Raw genomic sequence first — 26,339 nt, forward strand, 5'->3', positions numbered from 1 at the left:
GTTTTTATAAAACATATTTCGAAAAAACACTATATTTAGGATAAAATATATAAAAATTTATATAATGTAAAAGCTGATAAGGCATTCATAAAAAGAGCTGAAGAAATATAAAAATTTTAAAATACTAATCAATAAAGGTATTTAGATAAATATAAGAATTATAAAAGTTGGCAACGAGTTGGTAACGCAAGAGTAAAAAGGTGTAAAAACATGTAAAAAAGCATGTACTTTAATTATTGAGTACATGCTTAATATTTGTATTTTTAGCCATTTGTAAAGAAATGTAAAAATAAATAGAAAATGGTCGGGGTGAGAGGATTCGAACCCCCGGCCCCATGGTCCCAAACCACGTGCGCTACCAAACTGCGCTACACCCCGACGATAAAAAATTTACAAAAAATTTAATTTTTTTATACATAATTTGAACAGATATTATTATAACATGAAAAAAAGTTTTGTCAAAGCTTTTTTAAAAAATTTTATAAAGACTTTATAGAAAATCATTATAGTTGATTTATAAAAAAATTACAACTAAAATATAATTACTATACGAGGAGGTAACATGAAAGCTATTATATTTGATTTAGATGGAACATTAGTGGACTCTATGGGATATTGGCGAAGTGTATCAAAAGACTTTATGAAGGCAAAGGGAATAGACATAGAAGACGATTTACAACATAAAATGACTACAATGAGCCTTAAAACTTCTCTTAAATATTTAAAGGATTATTACAATTTAAATGAAAGCTTTGAAGAGTTATATCATGGATTTAGTGAAAGGGTTATAGATTTTTATTACAATAAAGTTCAATTAAAGGATAATGCCATAGAAATTTTAAGATATTTTAAAAATAAAGACATAAAAGTTGTAATAGGAACATCTACGGCAAAGCATTTTGCAGATATTGTCATAAAAAAATACGACATTGACAAAATAGTCGATGGGCTTTATACCGCAGATTCAGTGGGATACATCAAAAGTGAAGAAAAATTTTTTACATCAATAACAGATTCTTTATGTGAAAATCCAGAGGATGTATATTTAGTTGATGATTCCTATTTAGCTCTTAAAACTGCAAGAAGTGCAGGATTAGAAACAGTTGGAGTCTATGACGAAAATTCTAAGGATAAGTGGGAAATAGTAGTAGAGGAAAACAAATACGCCATTACAAATTTAATAGAATTAAAAAACATATGAGATTATTTTTATTTTTTGCAGCGAGAACAATACCTGCCTTTATAATTACCTTTGTAGTTTTTTCTATATTAAGAGTAAAATTTTTTTCACACAGAAAAATAAATTCCAATGGATTTAGAGAGTTTCTATTGAGTATATTTGCTGGCTATATTGCTTTTTTGGCAATAATGCTCTTTATGCCAAATTCTTATATCTCTGATTCAGGAATAAATTTAACTAACGAGCACTTTGACTTCGTTGGAAATTTTAAGGATAGAATTACGTCAGGAGCATGGGGGGTAAATTTAGTTCCCTTTAGGACTATAAAAAACTACATAAAATATTCGGGTTTTTTGCACACTATGACAAATATAATTGGCAATATAATAATTTTTGTGCCCTTTGGAATTTTATTGCCAGAAATTTTTCCAAAGACAAGAAGTCTATTAAAGATCCTTGGGATTACATCTGTAACTTCTTTTTTTGTTGAATTTATACAATTCTTTATAGGAAGGTCTGTGGATATTGATGATTTAATTTTAAATGTACTTGGTTCAGCGATAGGGTATTTTATGTGGAAGGAAATTTTACGCTTTAAATTTGCAAAGAAAAAGAGAAGGAAAAAGACGAGAAGGACTGAGATACGCTAAAATTGACAAAAAACACAATTTTTAGTATAATCTTAGTCTAATATATGGGGGCGAAAATGGTTTCGACGGGGATTTTGAGCTTTAAGTAGCGAGTCGTTGATGGATCACACAACGTAAAAATGGTCCATAAAAAATAAACGACGAAAATAATTTCGCACTAGCTGCCTAATTAGGTAGCAATCCGGCCAGACGCCGCGAACTGTAACCGGGTTTCAAATTAGCGGGCAAACGAACTCTGTGATGCGTCATAGCAGAGGGGTTTAATGGCGCTACTGTGTATGAGTTTGACACTCTAGTAATACATGGAAAAATTAAAGAGGAGTCTGCACTCGGAGAATCTTTCTGTAAAAAGTCTTCGGACGTGGGTTCGACTCCCACCGCCTCCACCATTTATATTATTGTGTATTATCGTTAACTATCGTTTATTTGTATTTTAAACGGTTTTCGAGGATACACTTTTATTTTATTATTCCTTATATTACTTATCTAAATTTTCTATATCATAATTGTATAAGCCTTCGTAATAATAAGAATTTTGTATTCCACGAATATAAACTTGTCTGTTATTTATATCTTTTGTTAAAGCTGATTTTAATAAATGTTTTATCTCAAGTATATTTACTAGAGATCTTTCCATTGCATTAAGATATTAATATTTATCAACTTTTGATCAGTCAACACAAATTTTTAAATTTTTCTTTAAAATCAAATCAAGCCATATTCTTGTTGCTCTACCGCTGCCCTCTCTAAAGGGATGTGCAACATTAATTTCTACATATTTTTCTATTATTTCATCAAAGGTGTTTTCTGGCATTAGTTCGATTATTTTTAAGTTTTCATTTAAAAATAAAACTGGTGCAAATCTGAAATTGCCTTTTGAAAGGTTTACATTTCTTATTTGACCAGCAAAATCAAATATATCTTGAAATAAATATTTGTGAATTTCTTGTAGTTCCTACTTCAATTTCATTTATTAAATTGCTGTCCCAGAGTTCTATTGAACCTTTCTTTGATAATAATTCTTCATTTTTCATTCTTTTAACACCTCTATTTACATCTCTTTGAATAAACTCCGACCATTTGACCAAGTATTAGAATATTTTTGTGACCTTGTTTGGAAACTGTTATAGGTTCATAATTTTATTACAAGGTTATAAAATCAATATATCATTATATCTATTTCCATAAGATAGTAAATTGTTAGGTATTCATACATTTTCAAAATTGAACTTATTTAAAAGCAATGAATGCTTTGTATAATGTATTACATCTTGTAAGGGAATAGATTTTTATTTTCTATTGCGGAATAAAATTCTCCATTTCATTTAAGAATAATTTGGCTCTGTGTCAAATTTTTGGAAGTCGATAATATCGGGTCTATTTTTAGCTTGATTGTAGTAGTTTTTCATACATTTCTATTAATTCTATTGGTATCACGAAGTTAAAGTAGGTACCAGATTTTGATAAGAAGAGATACATAAGACCTAGAGATGTAAATTTTTTCATATTTACATAGACATTTTCGTCGGAATAATCTACGGCACCATTGTAAAAATCATAAAAACTTTTGTGCTCTTTTTCGTCAAAGCTCATTAGAGTGTTTTTAAATTCTGATATTATTTTATTATGTATTGCATCAACTTCTTCTGTTAAGCTTAATCCGTCAAGGTCTAAATCATAGGAATTTGCAATGAGTCTTCTCTGATCTTGGTCTAAACTTTCTATAATAGGGTATAATTTATCAATAGGCAGTTTGTTAATTGTTTCAACTTTAAATAATTTTAATAAAAAATCGCTCATAATTCACCTCGTATTTATTATACATGAAATGAGCAGGGGAGGTAATATGTCTAACATTAAAAAACTTTCAGATGGCGTTTATTTGAAAATTATTCCGTTAAAGGGCAATCCTTTAAAGAGCATAAATATTTATATGGTTAAGTCTAAGGGATATACAATGATAGTGGATACTGGTTTTAACACTGAAGAGATAAGAGAGGAAATGCTTTCTTTTATTGAAGATATGGGAGTGGATTTAAGTAAGACAATTTTATTTTTAACTCATCTTCATTCAGATCATACAGGTCTTGCTACATGGTTTCACAAAGAACTTGGTGTTAAAATTTATATGGGTGATATTGACTATCGAATTATGTCTTCTATGACAGACGCTAACTCAAAAAGATGGAAGAGTGTTATGGAAACTACTCATCTTCAAGGGCTGGATGAAGACAATTTAAAAATTGAAGAGCATGCTGGTTTTCGTTATAGACCCAAGGCAGAGTTTCCCTATGTTTCTTTTAATCCTGACTACATTTTAAGAGTTGGGGATTTTACTTTTAAGGGAATGGATTTTTCTGGGCACACTCCTGGTATGATTGGTCTTTATGAAGAAAGTAAAAAAATTTTATTTTGCGGAGATCATCTTTTGGGAGATATTACTCCAAATATTACTTTTTGGGATTTCACTGTGGGCGACAGTTTGGGCATGTATCTTAAAAATATTGAGGAACTGAGAGATCTTCCAATTGATCATCTTTATTCATCTCATAGAGCATTAATAGAAGATGTGCCAAAGAGAATTGACGAGTTAAAAGAGCATCACAATCATAGAATTGATGAGGCACTAAAAACTTTAAAAAGTAAGGGAAAGTGCACAGTAAGAGATATTGCCATGAACATGAACTGGGATATGCGGGCAAAAGATTTTTCCGAATTTCCAAATACACAAAAGTTTTTCGCAGCAGGAGAAGCTCATGCACATCTTGAGCATTTAAGGGCTATTGGTAAGGTGAATTTTGAAAAAGATGAAGATGGAGTTTTATGGTATTATGCTCTTTAAATTTATTTGATTTAATAAGACATTAGACATAAAATAAACTTGATAACATAGCAATGGAGTGAACAATGAAGAATTTAGTTTGTAAGTATAAAGACAAAGTTTTAGAAAGCGGAAGGGAAACAATTTTGTGCGGAATTGTGAATGTTACGCCAGATTCCTTTTCTGATGGTGGAAAGTGGTATGGTACAGACAAAGCTGTAAATAGGGCAATGGAGCTTATTAAAGCTGGTGCAAAAATGATTGATATTGGTGGCGAATCCACTAGACCTGGTTCAACTTATGTTGAGATTGAAGAAGAAAAAAATAGAGTTGTACCAGTTATAAAAAAACTAAAGAAAATGACTGATGTGCCTCTTTCAATTGACACATGGAAAGCTGATGTTGCAGAAGCTGCAATAGAAGCAGGAGTTGATTTTGTAAATGATATAACAGGATTTATAGGCGATCCAAAGATGGCAGAGGTCGTAGGGAAAAGTGATGTGGGAGCAATTTTAATGTTTAATCCAAAGATTGCAAGGCCAAATCACAAGAGCAGTGCGAACTTTCCGTCTTTTGGAGGTGTTGGAGCTTTCACAGATGAAGAATTAAAATCCTTTGAAGAAATGGATATTGTCGAAGTAATGAAAAAATATCTTTCAAAGTCAATTTCTCGTGCAGAAAAAAATGGAATAGAGAGAGAAAGAATAATGCTTGATCCAGGCATTGGCTTTGCACTGACAAAAAGGGAAAATCTAAAGTTAATTGATAAAATTGACGTGTTAAGAGAAATGGGATGCTTTATATTTTTGGGAGTATCAAGAAAAAGATTTATTACAAATATTTTGACTGAAAATAGTATTGATGTAGATGCAAGTAAGGAAGAAGGATTTGAAAATAGAGATGAAGCATCAGCAGCACTTACGACAATAGCTGCCTATAAGGGTGTTGAAGTTTTAAGAGTTCACACAATGAAACATCATTTTCTTGCAAAGCTTGTTGCAGATTCAGTAAGGCTAAATGAATTAATTGAAGATGTAAATTTCAAACCTTATTCACTTTAAAAAAATTTTTAGAAGATATATAATGTAATTATTAACAATAAAGGGGGACATTATGTCATTAATTGAAAATTTAAAAAGTAGAGTAAGATCATCTAAACCAGAAATTGTATTTCCTGAAGGCGATGATACAAGAATTTTAAGGGCAGCAATTAGACTTAATGAAGATGGTGATATTAAACCAATAGTTCTTGGAGATAAAAAAGAACTTGAAGCTTTAGCAGAAAAAGAAGGTGTAGAACTAGGAAGTCTTGAAGTTTTAAATCCAGTTAACTACGAAGAAAAAGATGAAATGGTCAAAGCTTTTGTAGAAAGACGAAAGGGAAAAGTTACCAAAGAGCAAGCAGAAGAAATTTTAAAGGACCACAATTATTTTGGAACTATGTTAATCTTCATGGGAAAAGCTAAAGGATTAGTATCAGGAGCAGCCCACACAACAGCAGATACTGTTAGACCAGCACTTCAAATTATAAAAACAAAACCAGGTTACAAGAGATGTTCTGGAGCATTTATTATGCTAAGAGGCGAAGAAATGTATTTAATGGCAGATTGTGCAATTAACATTGACCTTGATGCAGAAGGACTTGCGGAAGTAGCAGTAGTTTCAAATGAAACAGCTAAACAATTTGGGTTAGAACCAAAGATTGCAATGCTTTCCTTCTCAACTAAGGGATCAGCATCTCACGAAAGAGTAACAATGGTAGCTGAAGCAACAAAAATGGCAAAGGAAAAAAATCCTGAAATGGCAATAGATGGTGAACTCCAATTTGATGCAGCCTTCGTAGAGTCAGTTGCAAAGAAAAAAGCACCAGGTTCAGAGGTTGCAGGACATGCAAATGTATTTGTATTCCCTAACATTGAAGCAGGAAATATTGGATATAAAATAGCACAAAGATTTGGCGGATTTGAAGCTATTGGACCAATTCTTCAAGGACTTAATGCCCCAGTAAACGACCTATCTCGTGGTTGTGTAGAAGATGAAGTATATTCGCTAGCAATTATAACAGCAGCACAAGCAGTGCTATAAAATAAATTTGACAAAGACTTCTTCGGGGAGTCTTTATTTTTTTGTTGTAAATATATATAATCAATTCAAGAAAGCTGTGATTATAAATAGTAGGTTGTGAAAAATGAGAAATAGAAAGTGGAAAATATTTTTAGTTGAAGATGATAAGGTAATTGCAGAAGAAATTGAAAGATATTTGAAAATTTGGAATTATGAAATAAAAAGAGTTAAGGACTTTCAAAATGTTTTTAATGAATTTAAAAATTTTCATCCAGATTTAGTTTTAATGGATGTAACTCTTCCTTTTTTTAATGGATATCATTGGTGTAAAGTAATTAGGGATAATTCTAAGGTTCCTATTCTATTTATTTCTGCTGCTGATGAAAATTTAAACTTAATAATGGCAATGGATCTTGGAGCAGATGATTACTTGACGAAGCCCTTTGATTTAGAAGTACTTCAAATAAAGATGAGGGCTCTTTTGAGGAGAACTTATGAATATTTTGAAACTAAAAATATTTATTATGAAGATATTATTCTTAAATGCGACAACATGATTGTATCTAGGGAAGATAGTGAAGTAGAACTTACAAAAAATGAATTTAAAATTTTAGAAATTTTATTGGAGAAGCCAGGGAAAATTATCAGTAGAGATGAGATCATCAATAAAATTTGGCAAACTGATTCTTACATAGATGATAATACCCTAACTGTAAATATTATGCGTTTGAGAAAAAAGCTAGAGGATATAAAGATTTTTGGGCTCATAAAGACTAAGAAGGGAGTAGGATACTATGTCCCGCCTGTCAATTAGAAGTTTTTTAAAAAAAGAGAAAATTACAATTATATTTGGATTGATTATATTTTTTTATATTTTGGGAGTTCATTTAATTTTTGAAATTGAAAAAAACAAGAGCATCTATATTTCTTTCTTGTATTTATTTTTATTTTTTATGTATATTTGTTTTCTTTATTTTGAAAGTAATAGAGATTATATCGAAGAAACTTATATTATAAATAAAAGGGACTACAAAAAAATATTTGAAATGAAGGCTTCTCCCTTATCAAAGGCTTTATATGAAGAAATAAAAGAAAATAAAGTTTATAGGGATGAGGAAGAGAGAAAAAGAGAAGATGTAAAAAAATATTTAACAATTTGGACTCATCAAATCAAATCTCCAATTTTTGCATTAAAACTACTTCTTAAAAAAGATGAAATAAATAGGCTCGATTGTGAGAAAGAAATTTTTGAAATTGAAGAATATGTTGGAAATATTTTAGGCTATGTAAGGATGAATGTAGATAGCACAGATTATGTTTTTGGAAGGCATGATTTAGATATTATTATTAGGAGTGTAATAAGAAAGTATTCAATTCAGTTTATTGGGAAAAACAACAGCGTTGATTTTAGTGAAACTAAAAAAATTATTTTAACCGATGCAAAGTGGTTTTCCTTTTTACTTGAGCAAATAATTTCTAATTCAATTAAATACACTGAAAATGGGAAAATTTCGATTTATTTAAGGGACAATGAGCTTGTAATAGAAGATAATGGAATAGGAATAATGCCTGAAGATTTACCTAGAATTTTTGACGCAGGATATACAGGTTATAATGGAAGACTAGAAAAAAAGTCAACGGGACTAGGTCTTAATCTTACCAAAAATATTGGAAAATCTTTAAGAATTACTTTAAGATGTGAATCAGAAGTTAATGTAGGAACTAGGATTTATATAAATTTAAAAAATATTTTGAGCTAGAGTGCGTGGCACTCTTTTTTCTTACAAAAATGTCACATTAAAGTTGAATTTGTAATCTTGAATAAAGGATTTAATTTTTTACATAAATTATAATTAGAAAAGGAGGCAAGAAAATGTTAAAAAAGTTTTTTAAAGGAATTGTAATTTTCTTATTGGCTATTATTTTTATGGCAGCTGTGGGAGATTTTTTGTGGATTAATCTACCAAAACTAAAGGCAAGAAAAGATATCGTTGATATTGAAGATTATGGTAAAAAAGTAAGTGAAATAAAACTAGGTGAAGACATAAGAGTTGTGGGACTAGGTGAAGCCACACATGGAAATTCTAATTTTCAATATTTAAAACTAGAGTTATTAAAAGATTTAGTCGAAAAAAACAATTTGAAAATTTTTTGTCTTGAATCAGATTTTGGCGAAGGAATATTGATAAATAATTACATTCATGGCAACAAGAGGGATGAAAATATTTCGAGGATTTTTTCCTTTAATATTTATCACACAAAGGAAATGAATGAACTTATAAATTTTATGTTTGATTACAATCAAAGGGCGGAAGATAAGGACAAGCTATCTTTCTATGGTTTCGATATGCAAAACCCAGAAAAATCAATTGAAGCAATTTTAGATTTTTGCAAAGATAAAAATATTTTACAGGATAAAAACCTAGAAAAAGAATTTTCCTTTATGAAAGACAAAAATTTTAAAATTACAAAAATAAAAGAGAAAGAAAATTTATTGAGGGAGATAAAAAGTCATGTTGATCCACTTTCTTATGATTATGCGAAAATTATTTCCAGATCTATTGTAAATATACTTGATAGCATAAAATATTATGCTTTAGACTTTAATGATTATGCAAAAGTTAATAATGAAAGAGATAAATTTATGGCTGACAATGTTAAATGGATTAGTGATTTTGAAAGTTCAAAAGGAAATAATTTGATTTTAATTGCTGGACACAATGGTCATGTTGCAAAGATTCAAAAATTTTATAAGCCAATGGGTGCTCACTTAAAGGAAATTTTTGGCGATAGATACTTTATTATTGGAACGGATTTCTACAAGGGAATTGTAAATATCAATGAAATTGGTCCTAATAATAGGAGATCAAATCATACCTTTGTATCAGCAAACCATCTTGCGTATAGTGCAAAAAAATTCGAAGGAAAATATTATTTAGACTTTTCAAAAGTTAAAGATGGAGAAACTTTTAAAGTTATAAATAAGGAGATTAACATGATAAGCTTAGGTGAAGGATATTCTCCGGTTATGAAATTTATTCCAACAAGTTATAGAGTAAAAGAAGTTCCAAAAGATCTATATGATGCGATGATTTTCGTGTATTATGCTAAGCCAATTTTTGTAAACGAGGAGTAATTATGCTAGAAGTTCAAAACATTAAAAAAATATATAAAAGTCGATTTGGCGGGAATGAAGTTGAGGCTCTAAAATCAATAAATTTTACTGTCGAATCAGGTGAATATATTGCCATAATGGGCGAATCGGGAAGTGGAAAGACAACTTTGTTAAACCTATTGGCATTACTTGACAGACCAACTTCTGGAAATGTCTTTTTAAAGGGCAAGAATTTATCAGAAATAAAAGACAGTGAAATGGCAAAGTTTAGAAGAGAAAATTTAGGATTTGTATTTCAAGATTTTAACCTTCTTGATACTTTTACTGTTAAAGAAAATATCTTATTGCCCTTAGTTTTGGCAGATGAAAAAATTTCTGTAATGGAAGAAAAATTGTTAAAAATTGTAAAAAAGTTAAACATTGAGGAATTATTAAATAAATATCCCTATGAAATAAGTGGAGGTCAAAAGCAAAGAGTTGCCATAGCAAGGGCTCTTATTACAAAACCGAAAATAATACTAGCAGATGAACCCACAGGTGCCCTAGATAGCAATAGTACAAAAGAACTTTTGAAAGTTTTTAAAAACTTAAATCAAGATGGACAAACTATACTTATGGTAACTCATTCGATTTTGGCAGCTTCAGAGGCAAAAAGAGTTTTATTTATTAAAGATGGAAAAATTTATCATCAAATTTATAGTGGCGACAGATCTTCTATGGATATGCAAAAGAAAATTGCAGATACAATGCAAATGCTACAAAGGAACTGATAGAATGAAATCACTTTATTATAGACTTGCTCTTTCAGGAATTAAAAGAAATAAAAAATTTTCATGCCTTTTATTGGAACTGTAATTTTTTTAATGGTAACATGTTCAGTTTGTTTAAGTCTTTTCTTAGATAAGTCACTTGCACAAGCAGGTGGAATGGCAACAATGAAGTCCATCCTTTCATTAGGATTCATGATTTTGTCGATTTTTTCATTTATAATGCTTTCATCGGTTTATTCTTTTATTCAAAAAAGAAAGCTAAAGGAGCAGGGGCTTTATTTAATACTAGGTCTTGAGAAAAAGCATCTTAGAATAATTTTGTTTTGTGAAATTATATATATCATTATTTTTTCTGTAGTGCCAGCGAGTATTTTAAGTCTTGTTTTGTATAAATTGTCCCTTGGGATTTTTGTAAAAGTAACAAATCTTTCAATAAATATTTTTAATGAAGGATTTTTTAACAATTTTTATGCAGTATTTGTTGTCGCTCTTATATTTATTTTAATTTTAACACTTGTATACTTAATTCAAATTATAAAAATGAAAAATTATTCTCCAATTGCCTTGGTAAAGGAATCAAAAGCTGGAGAGAGGAAAAATAAATTTATAAAAGTAATTGCACTATTGGGAATAATTTTTATTGGAACAGGTTATACAATTAGTTTGACTACAAAGAATCCAATGCAAGCTTTTTTAAAATTCTTTCTTGCAGCTATTTTAGTTATAATTGGAACTTATTTTGCATTTTCTGCAATAGTAAGCCTAGTGCTTGAAATATTAAAAAATAATAAAAAATTTTATTATAAGAAAGAAAATTTTTTTGCAATATCCGGACTTTTATATAGAGTTAAAAATAATTCAAAATCTCTTGCAAATATTGCAATTTTATCCACAGCCTTTACAATAGTTTTGACATCAGGCATAAGTTTATATTTGGGCATTGGTGATATTACCAATAGATTATTTCCGGCACCTTATACTATAGAAACAGATGCAGAATCATTAAAGATAGAAAAAATAGAGCAGTATAGAAATAATATTAACAATTTATTAATTGAGAATAATATTAAAGGAGAAAGTTCAACAACATTTGAGTGGTCTATTCCTTTGATAAGGGATAGAAATAAATTAAGAGTTTTAAATAATGGAGAAGAGGTAGGGGTAAATTTCAAAGAAGATTTTATTGTATTGGACATAATTTATACTCCCGACACGAAATTAGATTTTAAAGGTAAGGATTTTATTTATTTTAAAGAAGACAATAACGAAGAATTTATAAAAAGTTTGGGATATAGTGCTAGGGTAATATCTAATGAAGAAAATGATATTCCCTTAGAAACTGTAATAACAGTTTTTGAAAAAAATAAAATAATAGCTAGAGATTATGAAAGAGCATATGGACTTTTAAAGAAATTAAAGCTTGAAGGAAGTAATATAGAACTAAAACCTGAAGTAAAAACCTTAATAAGAGGAGAATTTCCAGAAGATTTTAAAAATTATTTAAACGAACACATAGATGATTTAAAAGTTGATCCCAATCAAAAACTCACTATAATCGATAGAGATGCAACAAAAATGGAATTTTTAAGCTATTATGGAGTAATATTCTTTGTCGGAATACTTCTTTCTATTGCATTTTTAATAACAATGGGTCTTGCTATATATTACAAGTTTTTAACAGAAGGATATGAAGATATTGAAAGATTTAAAATTTTAGAAAAACTTGGATTAAGAGAATTTGAAGCAAAAAAATCTATAAAAAAACAAATGTTGATACTTCTATTTCTCCCAATAGTTTTTTGTATAGTTCACACAAGCTTTGCTCTGCCAATATTGCAAAAATTTTTAATGTTGGTAGGGCTTATGAATACAAAATTATTTATAAAATCAATGATTTTTGTATTTATAATTTATATGATTTTCTATTTGATAATTTACAAATTTGCAGAAAAAGTTTATACAAAAATAGTTTTAGAAACATAAAGGGAATAATTGATTTTTAAAACACATAATAATACTTCTAGATAATAGAGAGTTATGTAAACTGTATATAAGTTTGCGTAAAAGAAGATTTTTCTGCCATGCTATTTTTATTGGAGCAACTTTTTTCTTTTTAGTAATGAAAAAATACAAAATATATATTCAAAATAAACAGGACAGTATTAAGTGGAGCTATAATTGGAGGTATGACATCTGCACCAGATATTGTAGGATGTGACAAACCAGCAATAGGCTACGGAGCAATACAGCCAATAGCAACACTATTTATGATTATATTCTCACTAAAATATACCAATTATCAATTAAAGTATGAAAAAACAGGTAAAAGTCAGGAGATACTGAATTTTGTCCTGTTTTATTTTGTGTGCATACATATACTTTAATTAAATTAGCCTATAAATTTTCATAAACATTAAAATAGTAAATCATAGTATTCTTTAAACATAGTTTCAAAATTCTTTAAATGCTTTTCAATTATATTAATAGCATTCTTTTTGTCGCCGTTTTTTAGAGCATTATATAACTCTATGTGCTCCTTATATGACTGCTTACTTCTACCTGGTATGAGCACAGTTTTTGAGTGATATTTTTTCATTCTATCTTTTAAATCTACTGTCATATTGACTGCAGTTTTGTTATCACAAGCATCATAAATAATTTTATGGAATTCAGAGTTACACTTCGAGTAATCTATTAAGTTATTTTCTTCTAAGCAGACCTTCATTTCATCTAAAATATTTTCCAATTTCAAAAAGTCATCTTTTGATAAATTATCAATAGAGTGTTCAATTATAAACTTTTCTAGGTGTATTCTAATTTCCAAGTACTCTAATACTTCTTCTAATGAAAAAGATCTTACATAGGCTCCTTTATTAGTCTTAAGTAATACAAGTCCATCACCTTCAAGCATAATTAATACGTTTTTTATAGTGTTTCTACTTACATTGAAACGCTTAGCTAGTTCTATTTCTTTAAGATTTTTATCTGGGGAGAGTTGTCCACTTTGAATTTCATCTTTTAATTTTATATATATCTGTTCTGATTTTGTCATTTGAACCTCACAAGTTTTATTTAGTCTAATATATATATTAGTTTATATTAATTATTTTGTCAATTTTCAAAAAAATATTTGACATAGGATTCTATAAGTGATACTATAGTGTCAACAAAATTGATCAACAATGTTGAAGTACAATAAGGAGGAAAAAATGAAAGATATAATTAAAGGTGCATATGATTTGCACGTGCACTCAGCTCCAGATATATTACCAAGGAAGTTCGATGACCTAGAAATGGCTCAAAGAATAATAGATTCTGGTATGGCAGGATTTGCGGCTAAATCACACTATTTTTGCACTGCAGAAAGAGCGAAATTAGTTAACAAGCTTTATCCTGATTGCAATATGGTTGGAGCTATATCATTGAATAGTTCAGTTGGTGGTATAAATCCAATGGCAGTTGAAATGGCGGCAAGAGCAGGAACTAAAATAGTTTGGTTTCCTACATGTGACTCGAAACATGAACAAAGTTTTGTGTTTAATGATGATCCAAATAAAAAATTGCCGTATTGGGCATCTATAGTAATACAGCTAAAAGAAGATGGTATTAACTATCCAACATATAGAATATTAGATGAAACTGGAAAACTGATAGATGAAGTTTATGAAATACTAGACATTATTGCTAAATATGACATGATTTTAGCCACAGGACATTTATCTCATGAAGAAACTTTTGCTTTAGTAGAAGAGGCATCTAAACGTGGAGTAGAAAAAATAATAATAACTCACGTAACTTTCCCGACTACTTTTTATGATATTGAAGAACAGAAAAGATTAATAAAGTATGGTGCGTATATGGAACACTGCTATACAACTTATTCAACAAACAAAGTAGATTTTTCTGTTATGTATGAACAGATAAAAGCAGTAGGTACAGATAATGTAATATTAGCAACTGACCTAGGACAAAGCACAGCGCTATATCCTGATGAAGGTTTATATGATTTTGCAATGAAATTGATTGAAGCAGGAATAGATGAATCTGATGTAAGAGATATGATCGTTAAAAACCCAGCAGATTTATTAGGTCTTTAAGAAAGGTAAGGATAAAATGAAATCGAATAAGAATTTATTGGTTGTAAGTGCACATGCTGCCGACTATGTTTGGAGGTCTGGTGGTACAATAGCTAGATATATCGATGAAGGTGCAAACGTTTCAGTTTTGGTTCTTAGCTATGGAACTAGAGGTGAATCAAATGATCTTTGGAGAAAAGAAGGTATTAGCTATGAAGAAGTAAAAGAAATAAGAAAAAGTGAAACGGAAAAAGCAGCGTCCATTCTTGGTGTTAAAGATATTGAATTTTGGGATTTAGAGGATTATCCTATGGTTTTAGGAAGGAAAGAGCAAGATAAATTAGCAAAAATAATTCGCCAAAAGAGACCTGATACCATAATAACTCATGGAGAGTATGACTATTTAAACCCTGATCATAATGATGTTTATGACTTCGTACTTCGTAGCAGTATAATGGCAAACTCAAGAGGTGTACAAATTGAGGGCTTAGAAGTTACAAAGCAAATGAGACTATTAGGTTTTGAACCACATCAAACAGAAATGAGTAATTTCAAACCTGATGTAATAGTTGATATTACAGATGCTTTTGAGAAAAAAGTTAAAGCTATGGAGTGTTTTAAAGCACAAGGTCATTTAATAGAATATTACAAGCAAAGAGCAATCATGAGAGGCAATCACGCCAGAAGAGTTAGTGGTAACAGTGATTATCAATACGCTGAAACGTTCTGTACCCATTTCCCGCTTGTAATAGATATTTTAGATTAGAGGAGCTGAGGTATGTTAATTATAAATAGTTTGCCAAGTTTAATAGATGAGAAATTAGTCAAAAGAGCAAAAATTTTAGGTTCTGCAGAGTTGTGTGATGGCATGACAAAATTAGGTATTAAATCAGGAGGAGCTATGTCTAGAACCATGTTACCTTTAAATATAGATGATATCTGTGTTGGTACCGCAACAACTGTAGAAACAAGTGAAGGAAATAATTTTCCTATTCATGTAGCAGTATATCAGGGGATGCCAGGTTATGTATTAGTTATTGATGGAAAAAACTATGATAATAGCGGGTATATCGGTGACTTAATTGTAGGAGCTGCAGATGCAATTGGTTATGAAGGAATAGTAATTGATGGATGTGTAAGAGATAGAAAAGGACTTTTAGATATTGGTCTTCCAGTCTATTCTCAAGGTTATATGCAAGGAACTCCACCAAAAGTAGAAAGTGGACAAATCAATACAACTATAAAATGTGGTGGTATAGAGGTTGCACCTGGCGATCTAATAGTTGGAGATTGCGATGGAATAACTGTAATACCTAAAGAGCATATAGAAGATGTAATTATAGAGGCAGAAAAGAAACAAGAATATGAACACCAGCGTAGAGAAATTATAAAAGAATATAAAGAGGCATTTAAAAAAGGTGGTAAACTACCTGAAATTATGCCTGAGTGGGTAGCTGAAAAACTAAAATAAAATGCTTTTAAAATTACTACAACAGAAGGATATATTCCATCTGTTGTAGTGCTTAATATAATAAGGAGGTTCGAATGGGAACTATAACGGTAATGTTTTTGATCATGGCTTTAGGCTATGTTATTGGGAGTATAAATTTCTTTGGCGTTAAATTTGGAGCATCAGCAATATTGGTAACTTCTTTATTTTTTGGCCATTATGGATATGAAATTCCACCTTTGATAGGAGAACTTGGGCTTGTATTATTCCTTGCTCCTATTGGATTGATGGCAGGAGACACTTTCATTAGGAATATAAAAAGAAATGGAATCTCGTTTTTACTTATTGCCATTATTACATGTGTGGTAGCAGGAACGATAATTTCATTATCATCAGTATTATTTGAAATTCCTTTAGATTTATCTTTAGGACTTGGTACAGGAGCGCTTACATCGACAGCTATGCTAGGCAGTGTTACTAGTCTAACTACATCAGCTTTGCCAAGCGTAGGTTATGGAATTGCATATCCTTTTGGTGTAATAGGTGTAGTTTTATTTGTTCAACTGGTTCCTAAGTTTTTAAAGGTTGATATAGATATTGAGAATGATAAACTATCTGTACATGAACCTGCAACGGTAGGAAAAGCTTTTCACAAGAAAGATCTGATTGATTTTGAGCCACATGGACTATTTGGTATAGCCATAGCAATTATGATAGGTACAATAATTGGTAGCTTTAAAATTCCAGTTGGTGATAAAATTGTCATTTCTCTTGGGAATGGTGGAGGTTCAATTATTGCAGGTATTATGCTAGGCCATTTTGGTAATATAGGTCCAATTAATTTTGTGTACGATAGATCAAAGCTTCAATTAGTCAGAGATTTTGGGTTAGCTCTATTTCTGATGAGATCAGGACTTAATGCTGGGGCTGGATTTGTCGAAGTCGTAGGAGATTATGGAATTAAATTATTTTTTATAGGAGTTTTAATGACTTTCGGAACTACATCAATCAGTTTCTTACTTGCGTACTATATATTTAAGTTACCTTTATTTGCTGCCTTAGGGACAACTACAGGATCTATGACAAGCGCACCATCATTAGGAGCTCTTTTAGAAGTATCTAAAGATGAGAGAGTTTCTACTTATTATGCGGCGACTCAGCCAGTAGCTACAATATTCTTAGTGTTCATGCCACAGCTGATTTATATGATTTTTGGATTATTATGATATATACGGTTATTAAAAAACCTCCGATGATATAATGATTAAGTTACCGGTAGTAGCTTAATCAAAATCAGGGGGGTATTAAAATGGATAAAATAGCTTATCATATAAAACTTGGAATTGTAAGTATTATATAGTATTTACATCAAAGTATAGTCTTAACTGTCAAGACATATGTTACACTTTTTGCACTTTAATAATTTACAAATTTACATAAAAAGTTTATACAAAAATAGTTTTAGAAACATAAAGGGAATAATTGATTTTTAAAACACATAATAATACTTCTAGATAATAGAGAGTTATGTAAACTGTATATAAGTTTGCGTAAAAGAAGATTTTTCTGCCATGCTATTTTTATTGGAGCAATTTTTTTCTTTTTAATAATGAAAAAATAAAAGAAGTTTCTAGTATTACTCATGTTCATGAAATTTCATGAAAAGCTTGCGTAGATTATGTGCATATTGCGAGGAATTTAATTAAAGGCGAAAAATTAAATGTAGGAAATAAAAGTATAGACTAAGTTAAATAGGCTGGCTTCGCATATCATACTTTGGACGCTTCTTTGTGGTGCATATTAAACACTAATAATTATAAAGACGCCCTTCTAAAAACAGTAAACCTTGGAGATGACACAGACACAACTACAGCTATTACAGGTAGACTTGCTGGAATAATTTATGGCTATAATGCTATTTTGAGAGAGTGGATTGAAAAGTTAAAAAATAAAAAGTTAATAGAGTATTGTTTATTTTAGTGAAGAATCCTTATTAAAAAAAAGTGATGTGCAAAATAGAATCATCTATTTTGCAACACCACCATCACTTTTAAATATAATTTAAGGAAAGTTTCACTACGATGCCAATTATTGCACCAAGACCTATTAACTTAAATAGGTCTACTTTTTTTAGATAGAGGATAAAACCAAGTACAAAGGAAATCAGTGCGGCTATGCTCATGCCTTCAAGTTTAATTCCTTCTGGAAAAACTGAGGACTTGAATAATTTTAGAGTAGTTATAAAAATTAGTGATACAACTCCTGCCTTTATTCCAAGAAGGGAGTAATCCATAATTTTAAATTTTTTGTCCTTGCTAAATAAAAAGTAACCTAGAATCGTCATCAAAACAAATTGTGGAAGTACAAAACCTGTAGTTGCAATAATTGATCCAATTATTCCGTGTATATTTTGTCCAACGAAAGTTGCAGAATTTATGGCGATAGGTCCTGGGGTCATTTGTGAGATTGAAATTAAATCTATAAATTCTCTGGTGTTTATCCAGCCGTTTTCTTCTACAACATATTTTGAAATTAAAGGTATTACTGCGTAGCCTCCGCCAAAGGCAAAGCATCCGATTTTAAAGAAAATTAAAAATAAATCAAACATTTTTGTATCTCTCCATTACACTAAAATAAGAAATTCCGGCTATTGCACATAATAGAATAATTAGTCCCGTGTTAATCTTTGTAAAGAAAGCAACTAAAAAGACCAGTACAATCATTACGACGCTAAATTTTGAATTTTTTTTGTAGGAAGAAATTCCCATGCGAAAAACTGTAATAAATAAAACTGCGGATATTATTCCACTAATGCCTTCAAGAGCTGCCTTTATATAAAAGTTAGTTTTAAATTCTTGATAAAAATTTGAAATTATAGATAAAATTATCAAACAGGGAAGAGAGGATGCAATTAGACAAGTTATAGCACCAATAGGACCCCTTAAGTAATACCCAGTTAAGACTGAACAAGAAATTGCCATGGCACCAGGTCCACCTTGAGAAATGGCAACTATGTCCATCATATCATCTTCATCTATTAGTTCTAAGTCAGAAACAAAAATATCCTTTATAACAGGTACAATAGTATATCCGCCACCAAAAGTTATGGCATTTATTTTAAAAAATGTTAAAAATAATTTTAACAAAGAAATATTTTTCATAAAATCACCTAATTAATTATAGCACATAAATGAAAAATTAAATAATATCGTGTATAATCTAATTAAGGAGTGGTTGTAATGAAGATGGGAATAGTAGGTCTTGGCAATATGGGGTCTGCCATGGCACAGGGTCTTTTAGATAATAATATAGAAACTTTTCTATATGATATAAATAAAGACAAAAGAGATGAATTTAAGGGTTTTGAGAGGGCAAATATTGTCGAGTCAGAGGTGGATGTAGTGAAAAATGCTGATGCAGTAATTCTTACAGTTAAGCCCTATGCTTATGACGAATTGTTGGATAAAATTAAGGAAAGCGTAGAAAATCAAATAATAATTTCCGTTACATCAAGTTACGATTTAAAAAAATTAGAAGAAAAATTGCCAGGGAAAAAACTTTTGATGGCAATGCCAAATACACCTGCGAAAATTTTAAATTCAATGACAGGAATTTGTCCAGGCAAAAATATTTCAGATGAAGAATTAAGGGAATTAAGAAAAATCTTCTCTTCCTTTGGAGAAACTGAAATTGTTGAAGAAAAAAATATAAAAATTTATGAAGCAGTTTGCGGTTGTATGCCTGCTTATGTCTATATGTATATTGAGGCAGCAGCAGATGCGGCAGTATCTTATGGAATGAAGAGAGATGTGGCTTATAGAGTAATTTCACAAGCTGTGGCTGGATCTGCAAATATGGTTAGAGTTTCTGGTCTTCATCCAGGTGAGTTAAAGGATCAAGTTACTACACCAGGCGGTACAACTATTAAGGGATTAAAGTCTTTGGAGAAGGATGGTTTTAGATCTGCAATTATAAATGCAGTGGATTCTATTATGAATAAATAGGAGGTCATTATGAAAGATTTATTGGTATTTTTAGCGGATGGTTTCGAAGAAATTGAAGCATTAACTATTGTAGATGTGCTTAGAAGGGCTAATCTTAAAGTTGAAACAGTTTCTATTACTGACAGAAATGAAGTTAGAGGAACTCACGATGTAAAGGTCATCGCCGACAAAATCTTTGATGAAATAAATATTGAAGATTATAGGGCGATGTACATTCCAGGAGGACAACCTGGTGCCACAAATTTAATGAAGGATAAAAAAGTTGTTGAATGTACAAATTTATTTAACGACAATGGGAGAAAAGTTGTCGCAATTTGTGCAGGACCACAGGTTCTAGATGCAGCAGGAATTTTAAAAGATGGCAAATTTACCTGCTATCCAGGAGTAGAAAATAGACTTAAAGTAAAAGATCCACAAGATGAAGCAGTAGTCGTTGAAAAAAACATTATTACAGCAATGGGACCTGCTTTAGCAATTTTACTTGGAGTAAAATTAGTTGAGATACTAGATTCAAAGGAAAAGGCAGATGAAGTTGCAGAAGGATTATTACTTCATAAACTTAAAAAATTTATTTGATTTGCGATAAAAGGAATAAAATAATTTTTAATGTACCAGAGCATGCTTTGGTACATTTTTTGCAAAAAAAACTTATAGGATTTTGAATTGAGGGCAAATATAATCCTATAAGTTTTAATTAATATTTTTATAAATTAGATTGAAGTTGGCTTTTGAATTCTTGATCCTTTTCTTTTATTACTAATATTTCAGTGCTATAATGAATATAATTATAATAAATTTTAAAAATGGGCATTGTGCCTGTTTTTATTTATGGAGGATAAATGTTAGCAAAACTCATTTTAAAAAGAGGCACTAATGCCTATGGCTACGATAGAGCGAAAATTGCAAAGGAGACATCTATTCTTGGACTATTGTCAAATATATTTGCGGCCCTTTTAAAAGTTATTTTATATACTTTTACAGGTTCAATTTCCATATTGTCTGATGCTGTTAATAATATTACGGACTGTGCTAGTTCAATTATTTCAATTTTTGGGATAAAACTTGCTTCAAAGCCAAGGGATAGAGATCATCCCTATGGTCACGGAAGGCTTGAGTATTTAATATCACTTGTAGTAAGTGGTATTGTACTTTCAGTTGGTTTTCAATTTTTGAGGACTTCTGTTGAAAAAATTTTGCATCCCATAGATATAAGATATCCAAGTTCTACAATTTTGGTATTAATAATAACTGTATTTATAAAATTTTGGCAAGCGTCTCTTTATTCTCATGTGGCGAGGGAAATTGATTCGGTAACATTAAAGGCACAGGAGAAGGATTCCCTTAGCGACACACTTATTACCCTTGTGGTAATTATTTCTATAATTATAGAAAAATTTACTGGAAAAAATTTAGATGGCTATGTTGGAGTCTTGGTGGCACTATTTATTTTATACACTGCACTATCTCTAATTTATGAAACTATTTCAATTATATTGGGTAGAGGTCTTACAGAAGAAACTAAGCACGAGATAAAGTCAAAGGTTTCAACTTATGATGGTATATCCAATGTTCATAATATGATGGTAACAGATTTTGGCCCAGACAACATAATTGTATTAATTGATGCTGCTCTTGATTATAATTTGACACTTGAAGAGGCGCATAATATAGTAGATAAAGTGGAAAGGGAAATATCTGAACTTTTAGGAATCAAGCTAATTATTCACGCTGATCCACTGGGCAGCAGTAGCGCCATAATTAAATCAGTGTCAGAAGATCTTAAAAAAATTATTAGAGAAAGTTTAAATATTTATTCTTTTCACGATATAGTGCTTGAAGATAAAAAAATATACATCGACATTGATTATAATGCCGACGCTGTTTATAGTTTGAAGGAAAAAGAGGCTCTGAAAAGAGAGCTAGTTGATAAATTAAAATCAATTTATGAGGACTATGATTTTGAAATAATTTTAGATCCGATTTTTTAGGAGGAAATATGAAGGCTTTAGTTGTAGGTGCTGGTAAATTAGGTTATAGACTTGCAGCTTCACTAATAGGTGAGAATTACGAAGTAACAGTAGTAGATAATGACGAGGACGTAATTGAAAATATTTCAAATTCTCTTGACGTTTTTAGTATTTGTGCAAATGCGCTTGATTTTGGAGTTTTGGAAGAACTTGATATATCTCTATTTGATTATGTAATTGCAACAACTACTAATGATGAGGCTAATGTAATAGTTTGTACAATTTCAAAAAAGCTTGGAGCAAAATATGCCATAGCGAGAGTTAGAGATCCCGAGTATAGAAAACACTTGGATTTCATATCAAAGGAACTTGAGATAGATAAAATTATTAATCCAGACAATGCTACGGCAAGGTACATTGTAAAGTACCTCATGAAGAGATATCAACTTTACTATGATGAATTTGCGGACGGAAAAGTTTCCCTTGTTGAATTTAATATTGCAAAGGATCCAAATTTTAGTGGTAAAAGAATTATGGATATCGAAAAAATTAACAATCTCTTGATTTCTGCGATTTCAAGAAATGGTGATGCTATTATACCAAATGGTCGTACAGTCCTTGAAGAAAACGACGTAATAATTTTAGCAGGAAAATCCGAAAATATAGAATTGTTTGACAAGGAACATACTGGTGTAAAAAAAACTAGATCTCTTAGAAGCACAATGATTTTAGGCGGCGGGAAAACTGGATTATACCTTGCCATACTTTTATTAAAAGAAAATATTAATGTTACAATTGTAGAAATCAATAGAGAGAGATGCCTTGAATTAAAGGAAATTGTGCCAGACGCAGAGATAATAAATGGAGACGGAACTGACATAGGCATCCTTGAAGAAGAGATGTTGCACACTTATGATGCCTTTGTAGCAGCAACTGGAATTGACGAGGCAAATTTACTTATGAGTCTTGTTGCAAAACAAACTGGAATTTATAAGTCTGTTGCAAAGATTTCCAGAACCAATTACGACAAGATTTTAGATAAATTAGACATAGATGCCGTTTTCAATACTTCTTATATAACAGCTGCAGAAATGTTAAAGGAAATCAGAGGAAAGAGCTCTCTTTCACTTCATCTTTTGTTAAATGGACAAGTTGAATGTGCAGAATTAATTATAAAGGAAAAATATTTGGTTTGTGGCAAATCACTTGAAGAATTAAATCTTCCAGAGGGAATCCTTATTATTGCTGTAGTGAGAAATAATAAAATGATAGTTCCAAATGGAAAGACAGTTCTACAAGTTGGTGATAGGATTGTTTTATTCTCAAAACATGAAGTTGCACCAAAGATGCAAAAGTTTTTTTCATCGGAAGGGAAATTAAATGATGTACTAAAATCTTTTAAGAATCGAGGGAAATTGGATGAACTATAAGCTTATTTCAAAAATACTCGGTTATATATTGTTAATAGAAACAGCTTTTATGGCACCATCTCTTATACTTAGCTTAATAGAGAGAGATGGAAGTGCTAATGGCTTTATAATCCCAATGGCAATTGCTGCTTTTTTGGGATTAATTTTAATCAACCTAAAAGTAAAAAAGATTTCTCTTGCACCCCGAGATGGAATTTTAATCGTAACAGCATCTTGGATTTTAGTATCCATTGTTGGAGCAATTCCCCTTTTTATTTCAGCAAAAATGACTTATGTGGACTCCTTTTTTGAAATTGTATCGGGCTTTACGACGACAGGCGCCACAGTTATATCAGGAATAGAATCCTTTCCAAGATCAATTATTCTTTGGAGATCTATTACTCACTGGATTGGAGGTATGGGAATACTTGTATTTACTGTTGGACTTCTTCCAAAACTTGGAGTAGGAGGATTTCAAATATTTAAGGCAGAGTCACCAGGACCAGTTGCAGGCAAAATTGAGTCTACGATTTCTCAATCTTCAAAAAGACTTTATATTATTTACATTACTTTATCTGCTGCACTTTTTATATGTTTAAAAATTGCAGGCATGCCTGCTTTTGATAGCTTCGTTCACACTTTTGGAGTACTTGGCACTGGTGGTTTTTCCTCTTATAACGATTCTTTTATGTCTTATAAAGGAAATGCTGTTCACTTTATTCTTGCGTTTTTTATGTTTTTGAGTTCAACAAACTTTACTATATATGCATTAATTTCTAGAAAAAAATTCAAAGAAGTTCTTCAAAACGACGAGTTAAAACTTTGGATTTTAATTACAGTGGGCTCAATTGTTTTAATTGCTTTAGATTTATTTTCAAAGGGTTACAACTCGCTTTTTATAGCCTTTAGAGATTCAGCCTTTCAAGTTACATCAATATCATCTACATCTGGTTTTGCCAATGCAGATTATGATTTGTGGCCAAGTTTTTCAAAATTTATTTTGTTAATACTAATGATTTTTGGTGGATGTGCTGGTTCAACTGGCGGTGGAATTAAAATCATTAGGATTTCAATTCTATTAAAACTTATAAAAAGAGAAATGAGGAAGGCTACACATCCAAAGGCAGTTCTTCCAGTTGTATCCGATGGAAAAACTCTATCTGATGAAGTTGTCCTTGGAATAAATGCTTACCTTGGGACTTATTTTGTAATTGCAATAATTTCAACTGGCATAGTTACACTTTCTGGAACAGATATCATAACAGGATTTTCTTCTGTTACAACTACACTTTCAAATGTAGGTCCAGGATTTGGAGAAATTGGTCCGACAAAAAACTTTTATTTTTATAGCGACTTTTTAAAATTATATTTTAGTGCACTTATGCTTCTTGGAAGGCTTGAATTTTTTACGATTTTAGCATTATTCTCAAGGAGTAGACATAGAAAGGATATTATTAAATTATAATGAAAATTTTAATTATTGGTTCAGGAAAAGTTGGATCTACAATTGCAAATACACTTAGCCTAGAAAAATTTGAAATAGATGTAGTTGATAGAGATGAGTTAAACTTTGAAAAAATCACAAACACTGTGACAAAAATTAAGGGCGATGTATTAGACGAAGATTTTGTTTTGACTATGGATTTAGAAAGCTATGATTATGCTATCATAGCGACAGATAGCGACAAGACAAATTTAATAATGGCATCAATTTTTAAAGATCTCAGTGTAAAAATAATTTTACGTCTTGATGAAATGGAAAATATTTCTGAAATTGGAATTATAAAAAATTCTCTCCCAAATATTGTAAATATTTTTAACAGAAGTCTTGAGTGTGCAAAACTTGCGACAAAATTAATTGGAAGCTCCAACTATTATGAAGCAGATTATTTTGGCAAGGGGAAAATTGAAGTTACAGGTCACTACATCGACATGGATGAGGAGTTTGAAAATTTAAAGATAAAGGAAATTGGATCTCTTTCGACAATTTTGGTGGTTGGGATACTTAGAGAGGGCGATTTAATAGTTCCTGATGGTGAAACTATTTTAAAAAGTGGCGACTACATGTATCTAATGGGACTTTCAAGAGATATTAGAAATTTTAAATACTCTCATTTTGAGATAAAGGAGAAAGAAGAAGTAAGAGATGTAGTAATTGCATCTGGAGACATGACTTTTAACAGGATTATTGCTAATCTTGAAAATGTAAATTTAAAAATAATTGAACCAAATAGAGAAAAATTTGAAGACTTTAGAAAAAAACTCAATAGAGCCTTTGTTGTAAATAAAAATTTAAAAAATGACAAAATTTTTAAGGAAGAAAATATTTCAAAGGATGCAGTTTTTATTTCTATGACGGATTCTGACGAGCTAAACATCGTTCTTGGACTTATGGCGAGAAATCATGGAATTTCAAGAAATGTAATTATACAAAGGGACAACAACTACGATAATATTTTAGAAAGCCTTGGCATTTATAGAGTTATTGATCCAAAGGTCATTGTAGCAAATGAAATTATTAAATCCATTAACACGGATATGAAGGTTTCAATAAACTATATGTTTGGAGGCAAGGCACAAGTTTATGAAATAAAAATCCCCGACGATTTTATTTACATTGGCAAAAAATTATCTGAAATTAATCTTCATAGAGAAATTATTATTGGAGGAATAATTAGATACGACAATTCAGCAGTAATTCCTAGGGGCAATACGAGAATTGAAAAGGGCGATAGGCTTGTAATTTTTTCTACAAATGAAAGCAGGAAGGAACTTGAAGAGCTAATTGATCCAACGTTAAAGAAAAGTATTTTTGATTTTTTCAGGAGATGAT

28 protein-coding genes, 1 tRNA gene, 1 other RNA gene and 1 pseudogene are annotated in these 26,339 nt (G+C 30.6%); 23 read left to right on the forward strand and 8 right to left on the reverse strand.

The window, feature by feature from the left end; all coding sequences use genetic code 11:
- Positions 1–301 precede the first annotated feature (301 nt).
- Positions 302–378 (reverse strand) — tRNA-Pro (locus BIV18_RS06625).
- A 184-nt stretch (positions 379–562) separates the two neighbouring features.
- Between BIV18_RS06625 and BIV18_RS06630 the strand changes: the two genes are divergently transcribed.
- The 3 genes from BIV18_RS06630 to ssrA all read left to right on the forward strand — a co-directional run bounded on the left by BIV18_RS06630 (position 563) and on the right by ssrA (position 2,219).
- Positions 563–1,201: an HAD family hydrolase gene (locus BIV18_RS06630; RefSeq protein ID WP_075659855.1), complete on the forward strand. Its 639-nt coding sequence runs from the start codon at positions 563–565 to the stop codon at positions 1,199–1,201.
- Positions 1,198–1,830, forward strand: coding sequence for a VanZ family protein (locus BIV18_RS06635; RefSeq protein ID WP_075659856.1), 633 nt, complete (start codon positions 1,198–1,200; stop codon positions 1,828–1,830). Before BIV18_RS06630 ends, BIV18_RS06635 begins: the two co-directional genes overlap by 4 nt.
- 46 nt (positions 1,831–1,876) lie before the next feature.
- Positions 1,877–2,219, forward strand: a transfer-messenger RNA (tmRNA) gene (ssrA, locus tag BIV18_RS06640).
- An 89-nt stretch (positions 2,220–2,308) separates the two neighbouring features.
- Here ssrA and BIV18_RS11565 read toward each other — a convergent pair.
- From BIV18_RS11565 to BIV18_RS06650, 4 genes are all read right to left on the reverse strand, one after another.
- Positions 2,309–2,467: a hypothetical protein gene (locus BIV18_RS11565; protein WP_472924269.1), complete on the reverse strand. Its 159-nt coding sequence runs from the start codon at positions 2,465–2,467 to the stop codon at positions 2,309–2,311.
- Between the two features lie 33 nt (positions 2,468–2,500).
- The gene (locus BIV18_RS11570) at positions 2,501–2,773 is read right to left on the reverse strand and encodes a Fic/DOC family protein (protein ID WP_472924270.1); all 273 of its coding nucleotides are present in this window, start codon (positions 2,771–2,773) and stop codon (positions 2,501–2,503) included.
- Complete coding sequence (locus tag BIV18_RS11575; protein WP_456238488.1) at positions 2,742–2,864, reverse strand: hypothetical protein; 123 nt, start codon at positions 2,862–2,864, stop codon at positions 2,742–2,744. Before BIV18_RS11575 ends, BIV18_RS11570 begins: the two co-directional genes overlap by 32 nt.
- Positions 2,865–3,213: 349 nt before the next feature.
- A complete protein-coding gene (locus BIV18_RS06650) occupies positions 3,214–3,630 on the reverse strand; it encodes a hypothetical protein (protein ID WP_075659857.1) in 417 nt (138 codons plus the stop codon).
- 46 nt (positions 3,631–3,676) lie between these two features.
- Here BIV18_RS06650 and BIV18_RS06655 point away from each other — a divergent pair, with 46 nt between their 5' ends.
- The 9 genes from BIV18_RS06655 (at position 3,677) to BIV18_RS06695 (ending at position 12,984) form a co-directional block, all read left to right on the forward strand.
- Positions 3,677–4,672 (forward strand): MBL fold metallo-hydrolase, encoded by a 996-nt coding sequence (locus tag BIV18_RS06655; RefSeq protein ID WP_083635548.1) that lies wholly within the window; start codon positions 3,677–3,679, stop codon positions 4,670–4,672.
- A 65-nt stretch (positions 4,673–4,737) separates the two neighbouring features.
- Positions 4,738–5,712 (forward strand): dihydropteroate synthase, encoded by a 975-nt coding sequence (gene folP, locus BIV18_RS06660; RefSeq protein WP_075659858.1) that lies wholly within the window; start codon positions 4,738–4,740, stop codon positions 5,710–5,712.
- A 52-nt stretch (positions 5,713–5,764) separates the two neighbouring features.
- Positions 5,765–6,736 carry a phosphate acetyltransferase gene (gene pta / locus BIV18_RS06665; RefSeq protein WP_075659859.1) on the forward strand — a complete coding sequence of 324 codons (972 nt, stop codon included), beginning with the start codon at positions 5,765–5,767 and terminating at the stop codon, positions 6,734–6,736.
- Positions 6,737–6,839: 103 nt separating this feature from the next.
- A complete protein-coding gene (locus tag BIV18_RS06670; protein ID WP_075659860.1) occupies positions 6,840–7,529 on the forward strand; it encodes a response regulator transcription factor in 690 nt (229 codons plus the stop codon).
- A 40-nt stretch (positions 7,530–7,569) separates the two neighbouring features.
- A complete protein-coding gene (locus BIV18_RS06675) occupies positions 7,570–8,475 on the forward strand; it encodes a sensor histidine kinase (RefSeq protein ID WP_235860811.1) in 906 nt (301 codons plus the stop codon).
- A 113-nt stretch (positions 8,476–8,588) separates the two neighbouring features.
- Complete coding sequence (locus tag BIV18_RS06680; RefSeq protein WP_075659862.1) at positions 8,589–9,851, forward strand: erythromycin esterase family protein; 1,263 nt, start codon at positions 8,589–8,591, stop codon at positions 9,849–9,851.
- Positions 9,852–9,853: 2 nt separating this feature from the next.
- Entirely contained in the window at positions 9,854–10,600 is a 747-nt protein-coding gene (locus BIV18_RS06685; RefSeq protein WP_075659863.1) for an ABC transporter ATP-binding protein, read from the forward strand.
- 63 nt (positions 10,601–10,663) lie between these two features.
- Positions 10,664–12,583 (forward strand): ABC transporter permease, encoded by a 1,920-nt coding sequence (locus tag BIV18_RS06690; RefSeq protein ID WP_075659864.1) that lies wholly within the window; start codon positions 10,664–10,666, stop codon positions 12,581–12,583.
- A gap of 203 nt (positions 12,584–12,786) precedes the next feature.
- Positions 12,787–12,984, forward strand: a complete 198-nt coding sequence (locus BIV18_RS06695) for a hypothetical protein (protein ID WP_075659865.1) — start codon at positions 12,787–12,789, stop codon at positions 12,982–12,984.
- A 29-nt stretch (positions 12,985–13,013) separates the two neighbouring features.
- Here the strand turns inward: BIV18_RS06695 and BIV18_RS06700 are convergent, their stop codons facing one another.
- Entirely contained in the window at positions 13,014–13,652 is a 639-nt protein-coding gene (locus BIV18_RS06700) for a GntR family transcriptional regulator (RefSeq protein WP_075659866.1), read from the reverse strand.
- 130 nt (positions 13,653–13,782) lie between these two features.
- On the opposite strand from BIV18_RS06700, the gene BIV18_RS06705 reads away from it, so the two are divergent.
- The 5 genes and pseudogenes from BIV18_RS06705 to BIV18_RS10780 form a co-directional block, all read left to right on the forward strand.
- Positions 13,783–14,697, forward strand: coding sequence for a DUF6282 family protein (locus tag BIV18_RS06705; protein ID WP_202968686.1), 915 nt, complete (start codon positions 13,783–13,785; stop codon positions 14,695–14,697).
- Positions 14,698–14,713: 16 nt separating this feature from the next.
- Positions 14,714–15,442 (forward strand): PIG-L deacetylase family protein, encoded by a 729-nt coding sequence (locus tag BIV18_RS06710; protein WP_075659868.1) that lies wholly within the window; start codon positions 14,714–14,716, stop codon positions 15,440–15,442.
- A gap of 12 nt (positions 15,443–15,454) precedes the next feature.
- Positions 15,455–16,147 carry an RraA family protein gene (locus tag BIV18_RS06715; RefSeq protein WP_075659869.1) on the forward strand — a complete coding sequence of 231 codons (693 nt, stop codon included), beginning with the start codon at positions 15,455–15,457 and terminating at the stop codon, positions 16,145–16,147.
- A 74-nt stretch (positions 16,148–16,221) separates the two neighbouring features.
- On the forward strand, positions 16,222–17,352 hold the full coding sequence (locus BIV18_RS06720; RefSeq protein ID WP_075659870.1) for an aspartate-alanine antiporter-like transporter: 1,131 nt from the start codon (positions 16,222–16,224) through the stop codon (positions 17,350–17,352).
- 544 nt (positions 17,353–17,896) lie between these two features.
- Positions 17,897–18,106 (forward strand): annotated as a pseudogene (locus tag BIV18_RS10780) (ADP-ribosylglycohydrolase family protein); the annotation flags it as partial.
- A 70-nt stretch (positions 18,107–18,176) separates the two neighbouring features.
- On the opposite strand, the gene BIV18_RS06730 reads toward BIV18_RS10780, so the two are convergent.
- Both BIV18_RS06730 and BIV18_RS06735 read right to left on the reverse strand, forming a co-directional pair.
- Positions 18,177–18,734: a chromate transporter gene (locus BIV18_RS06730; RefSeq protein ID WP_075659872.1), complete on the reverse strand. Its 558-nt coding sequence runs from the start codon at positions 18,732–18,734 to the stop codon at positions 18,177–18,179.
- Positions 18,727–19,287: a chromate transporter gene (locus tag BIV18_RS06735; protein ID WP_075659873.1), complete on the reverse strand. Its 561-nt coding sequence runs from the start codon at positions 19,285–19,287 to the stop codon at positions 18,727–18,729. Before BIV18_RS06735 ends, BIV18_RS06730 begins: the two co-directional genes overlap by 8 nt.
- A gap of 78 nt (positions 19,288–19,365) precedes the next feature.
- Between BIV18_RS06735 and proC the strand changes: the two genes are divergently transcribed.
- The 6 genes from proC to BIV18_RS06765 all read left to right on the forward strand — a co-directional run bounded on the left by proC (position 19,366) and on the right by BIV18_RS06765 (position 26,338).
- On the forward strand, positions 19,366–20,130 hold the full coding sequence (gene proC / locus BIV18_RS06740) for a pyrroline-5-carboxylate reductase (RefSeq protein WP_075659874.1): 765 nt from the start codon (positions 19,366–19,368) through the stop codon (positions 20,128–20,130).
- Between the two features lie 9 nt (positions 20,131–20,139).
- Positions 20,140–20,706, forward strand: coding sequence for a DJ-1 family glyoxalase III (locus BIV18_RS06745; protein WP_075659875.1), 567 nt, complete (start codon positions 20,140–20,142; stop codon positions 20,704–20,706).
- A gap of 263 nt (positions 20,707–20,969) precedes the next feature.
- Positions 20,970–22,118: a cation diffusion facilitator family transporter gene (locus BIV18_RS06750; protein WP_083635549.1), complete on the forward strand. Its 1,149-nt coding sequence runs from the start codon at positions 20,970–20,972 to the stop codon at positions 22,116–22,118.
- Between the two features lie 8 nt (positions 22,119–22,126).
- Complete coding sequence (gene trkA, locus BIV18_RS06755) at positions 22,127–23,527, forward strand: Trk system potassium transporter TrkA (protein WP_075659876.1); 1,401 nt, start codon at positions 22,127–22,129, stop codon at positions 23,525–23,527.
- Positions 23,517–24,971, forward strand: coding sequence for a TrkH family potassium uptake protein (locus tag BIV18_RS06760; RefSeq protein WP_075659877.1), 1,455 nt, complete (start codon positions 23,517–23,519; stop codon positions 24,969–24,971). Before trkA ends, BIV18_RS06760 begins: the two co-directional genes overlap by 11 nt.
- Positions 24,971–26,338: an NAD-binding protein gene (locus BIV18_RS06765; protein WP_075659878.1), complete on the forward strand. Its 1,368-nt coding sequence runs from the start codon at positions 24,971–24,973 to the stop codon at positions 26,336–26,338. The genes BIV18_RS06760 and BIV18_RS06765 overlap by 1 nt, the downstream gene beginning before the upstream one ends.
- The last annotated feature ends 1 nt before the right edge of the window (position 26,339 follow it).

The organism is Peptoniphilus grossensis, from assembly GCF_001940285.1.
GTDB lineage: Bacteria > Bacillota > Clostridia > Tissierellales > Peptoniphilaceae > Peptoniphilus_A > Peptoniphilus_A faecalis.

Excerpts from the sequence above, each read along its gene's own strand:
- BIV18_RS06710 (WP_075659868.1), top strand. The coding sequence starts at position 14,714 with ATGAAATCGAATAAGAATTTATTGGTTGTAAGTGCACATGCTGCCGAC.
- BIV18_RS06680 (WP_075659862.1), top strand. The coding sequence starts at position 8,589 with ATGTTAAAAAAGTTTTTTAAAGGAATTGTAATTTTCTTATTGGCTATT.
- trkA (WP_075659876.1), top strand. The coding sequence starts at position 22,127 with ATGAAGGCTTTAGTTGTAGGTGCTGGTAAATTAGGTTATAGACTTGCA.
- BIV18_RS06630 (WP_075659855.1), top strand. The coding sequence starts at position 563 with ATGAAAGCTATTATATTTGATTTAGATGGAACATTAGTGGACTCTATG.
- BIV18_RS06760 (WP_075659877.1), top strand. The coding sequence starts at position 23,517 with ATGAACTATAAGCTTATTTCAAAAATACTCGGTTATATATTGTTAATA.
- BIV18_RS06750 (WP_083635549.1), top strand. The coding sequence starts at position 20,970 with ATGTTAGCAAAACTCATTTTAAAAAGAGGCACTAATGCCTATGGCTAC.
- BIV18_RS06715 (WP_075659869.1), top strand. The coding sequence starts at position 15,455 with ATGTTAATTATAAATAGTTTGCCAAGTTTAATAGATGAGAAATTAGTC.
- pta (WP_075659859.1), top strand. The coding sequence starts at position 5,765 with ATGTCATTAATTGAAAATTTAAAAAGTAGAGTAAGATCATCTAAACCA.
- BIV18_RS06765 (WP_075659878.1), top strand. The coding sequence starts at position 24,971 with ATGAAAATTTTAATTATTGGTTCAGGAAAAGTTGGATCTACAATTGCA.
- BIV18_RS06635 (WP_075659856.1), top strand. The coding sequence starts at position 1,198 with ATGAGATTATTTTTATTTTTTGCAGCGAGAACAATACCTGCCTTTATA.
- BIV18_RS06720 (WP_075659870.1), top strand. The coding sequence starts at position 16,222 with ATGGGAACTATAACGGTAATGTTTTTGATCATGGCTTTAGGCTATGTT.
- BIV18_RS06650 (WP_075659857.1), bottom strand. The coding sequence starts at position 3,630 with ATGAGCGATTTTTTATTAAAATTATTTAAAGTTGAAACAATTAACAAA.
- folP (WP_075659858.1), top strand. The coding sequence starts at position 4,738 with ATGAAGAATTTAGTTTGTAAGTATAAAGACAAAGTTTTAGAAAGCGGA.
- BIV18_RS06745 (WP_075659875.1), top strand. The coding sequence starts at position 20,140 with ATGAAAGATTTATTGGTATTTTTAGCGGATGGTTTCGAAGAAATTGAA.
- BIV18_RS06705 (WP_202968686.1), top strand. The coding sequence starts at position 13,783 with ATGTTGAAGTACAATAAGGAGGAAAAAATGAAAGATATAATTAAAGGT.
- BIV18_RS06655 (WP_083635548.1), top strand. The coding sequence starts at position 3,677 with ATGTCTAACATTAAAAAACTTTCAGATGGCGTTTATTTGAAAATTATT.
- BIV18_RS06685 (WP_075659863.1), top strand. The coding sequence starts at position 9,854 with ATGCTAGAAGTTCAAAACATTAAAAAAATATATAAAAGTCGATTTGGC.
- BIV18_RS11565 (WP_472924269.1), bottom strand. The coding sequence starts at position 2,467 with ATGGAAAGATCTCTAGTAAATATACTTGAGATAAAACATTTATTAAAA.
- BIV18_RS06735 (WP_075659873.1), bottom strand. The coding sequence starts at position 19,287 with ATGAAAAATATTTCTTTGTTAAAATTATTTTTAACATTTTTTAAAATA.
- BIV18_RS06700 (WP_075659866.1), bottom strand. The coding sequence starts at position 13,652 with ATGACAAAATCAGAACAGATATATATAAAATTAAAAGATGAAATTCAA.
- BIV18_RS06690 (WP_075659864.1), top strand. The coding sequence starts at position 10,664 with ATGCCTTTTATTGGAACTGTAATTTTTTTAATGGTAACATGTTCAGTT.
- BIV18_RS06670 (WP_075659860.1), top strand. The coding sequence starts at position 6,840 with ATGAGAAATAGAAAGTGGAAAATATTTTTAGTTGAAGATGATAAGGTA.
- BIV18_RS11575 (WP_456238488.1), bottom strand. The coding sequence starts at position 2,864 with ATGAAAAATGAAGAATTATTATCAAAGAAAGGTTCAATAGAACTCTGG.
- BIV18_RS06730 (WP_075659872.1), bottom strand. The coding sequence starts at position 18,734 with ATGTTTGATTTATTTTTAATTTTCTTTAAAATCGGATGCTTTGCCTTT.
- BIV18_RS06695 (WP_075659865.1), top strand. The coding sequence starts at position 12,787 with ATGACATCTGCACCAGATATTGTAGGATGTGACAAACCAGCAATAGGC.
- proC (WP_075659874.1), top strand. The coding sequence starts at position 19,366 with ATGAAGATGGGAATAGTAGGTCTTGGCAATATGGGGTCTGCCATGGCA.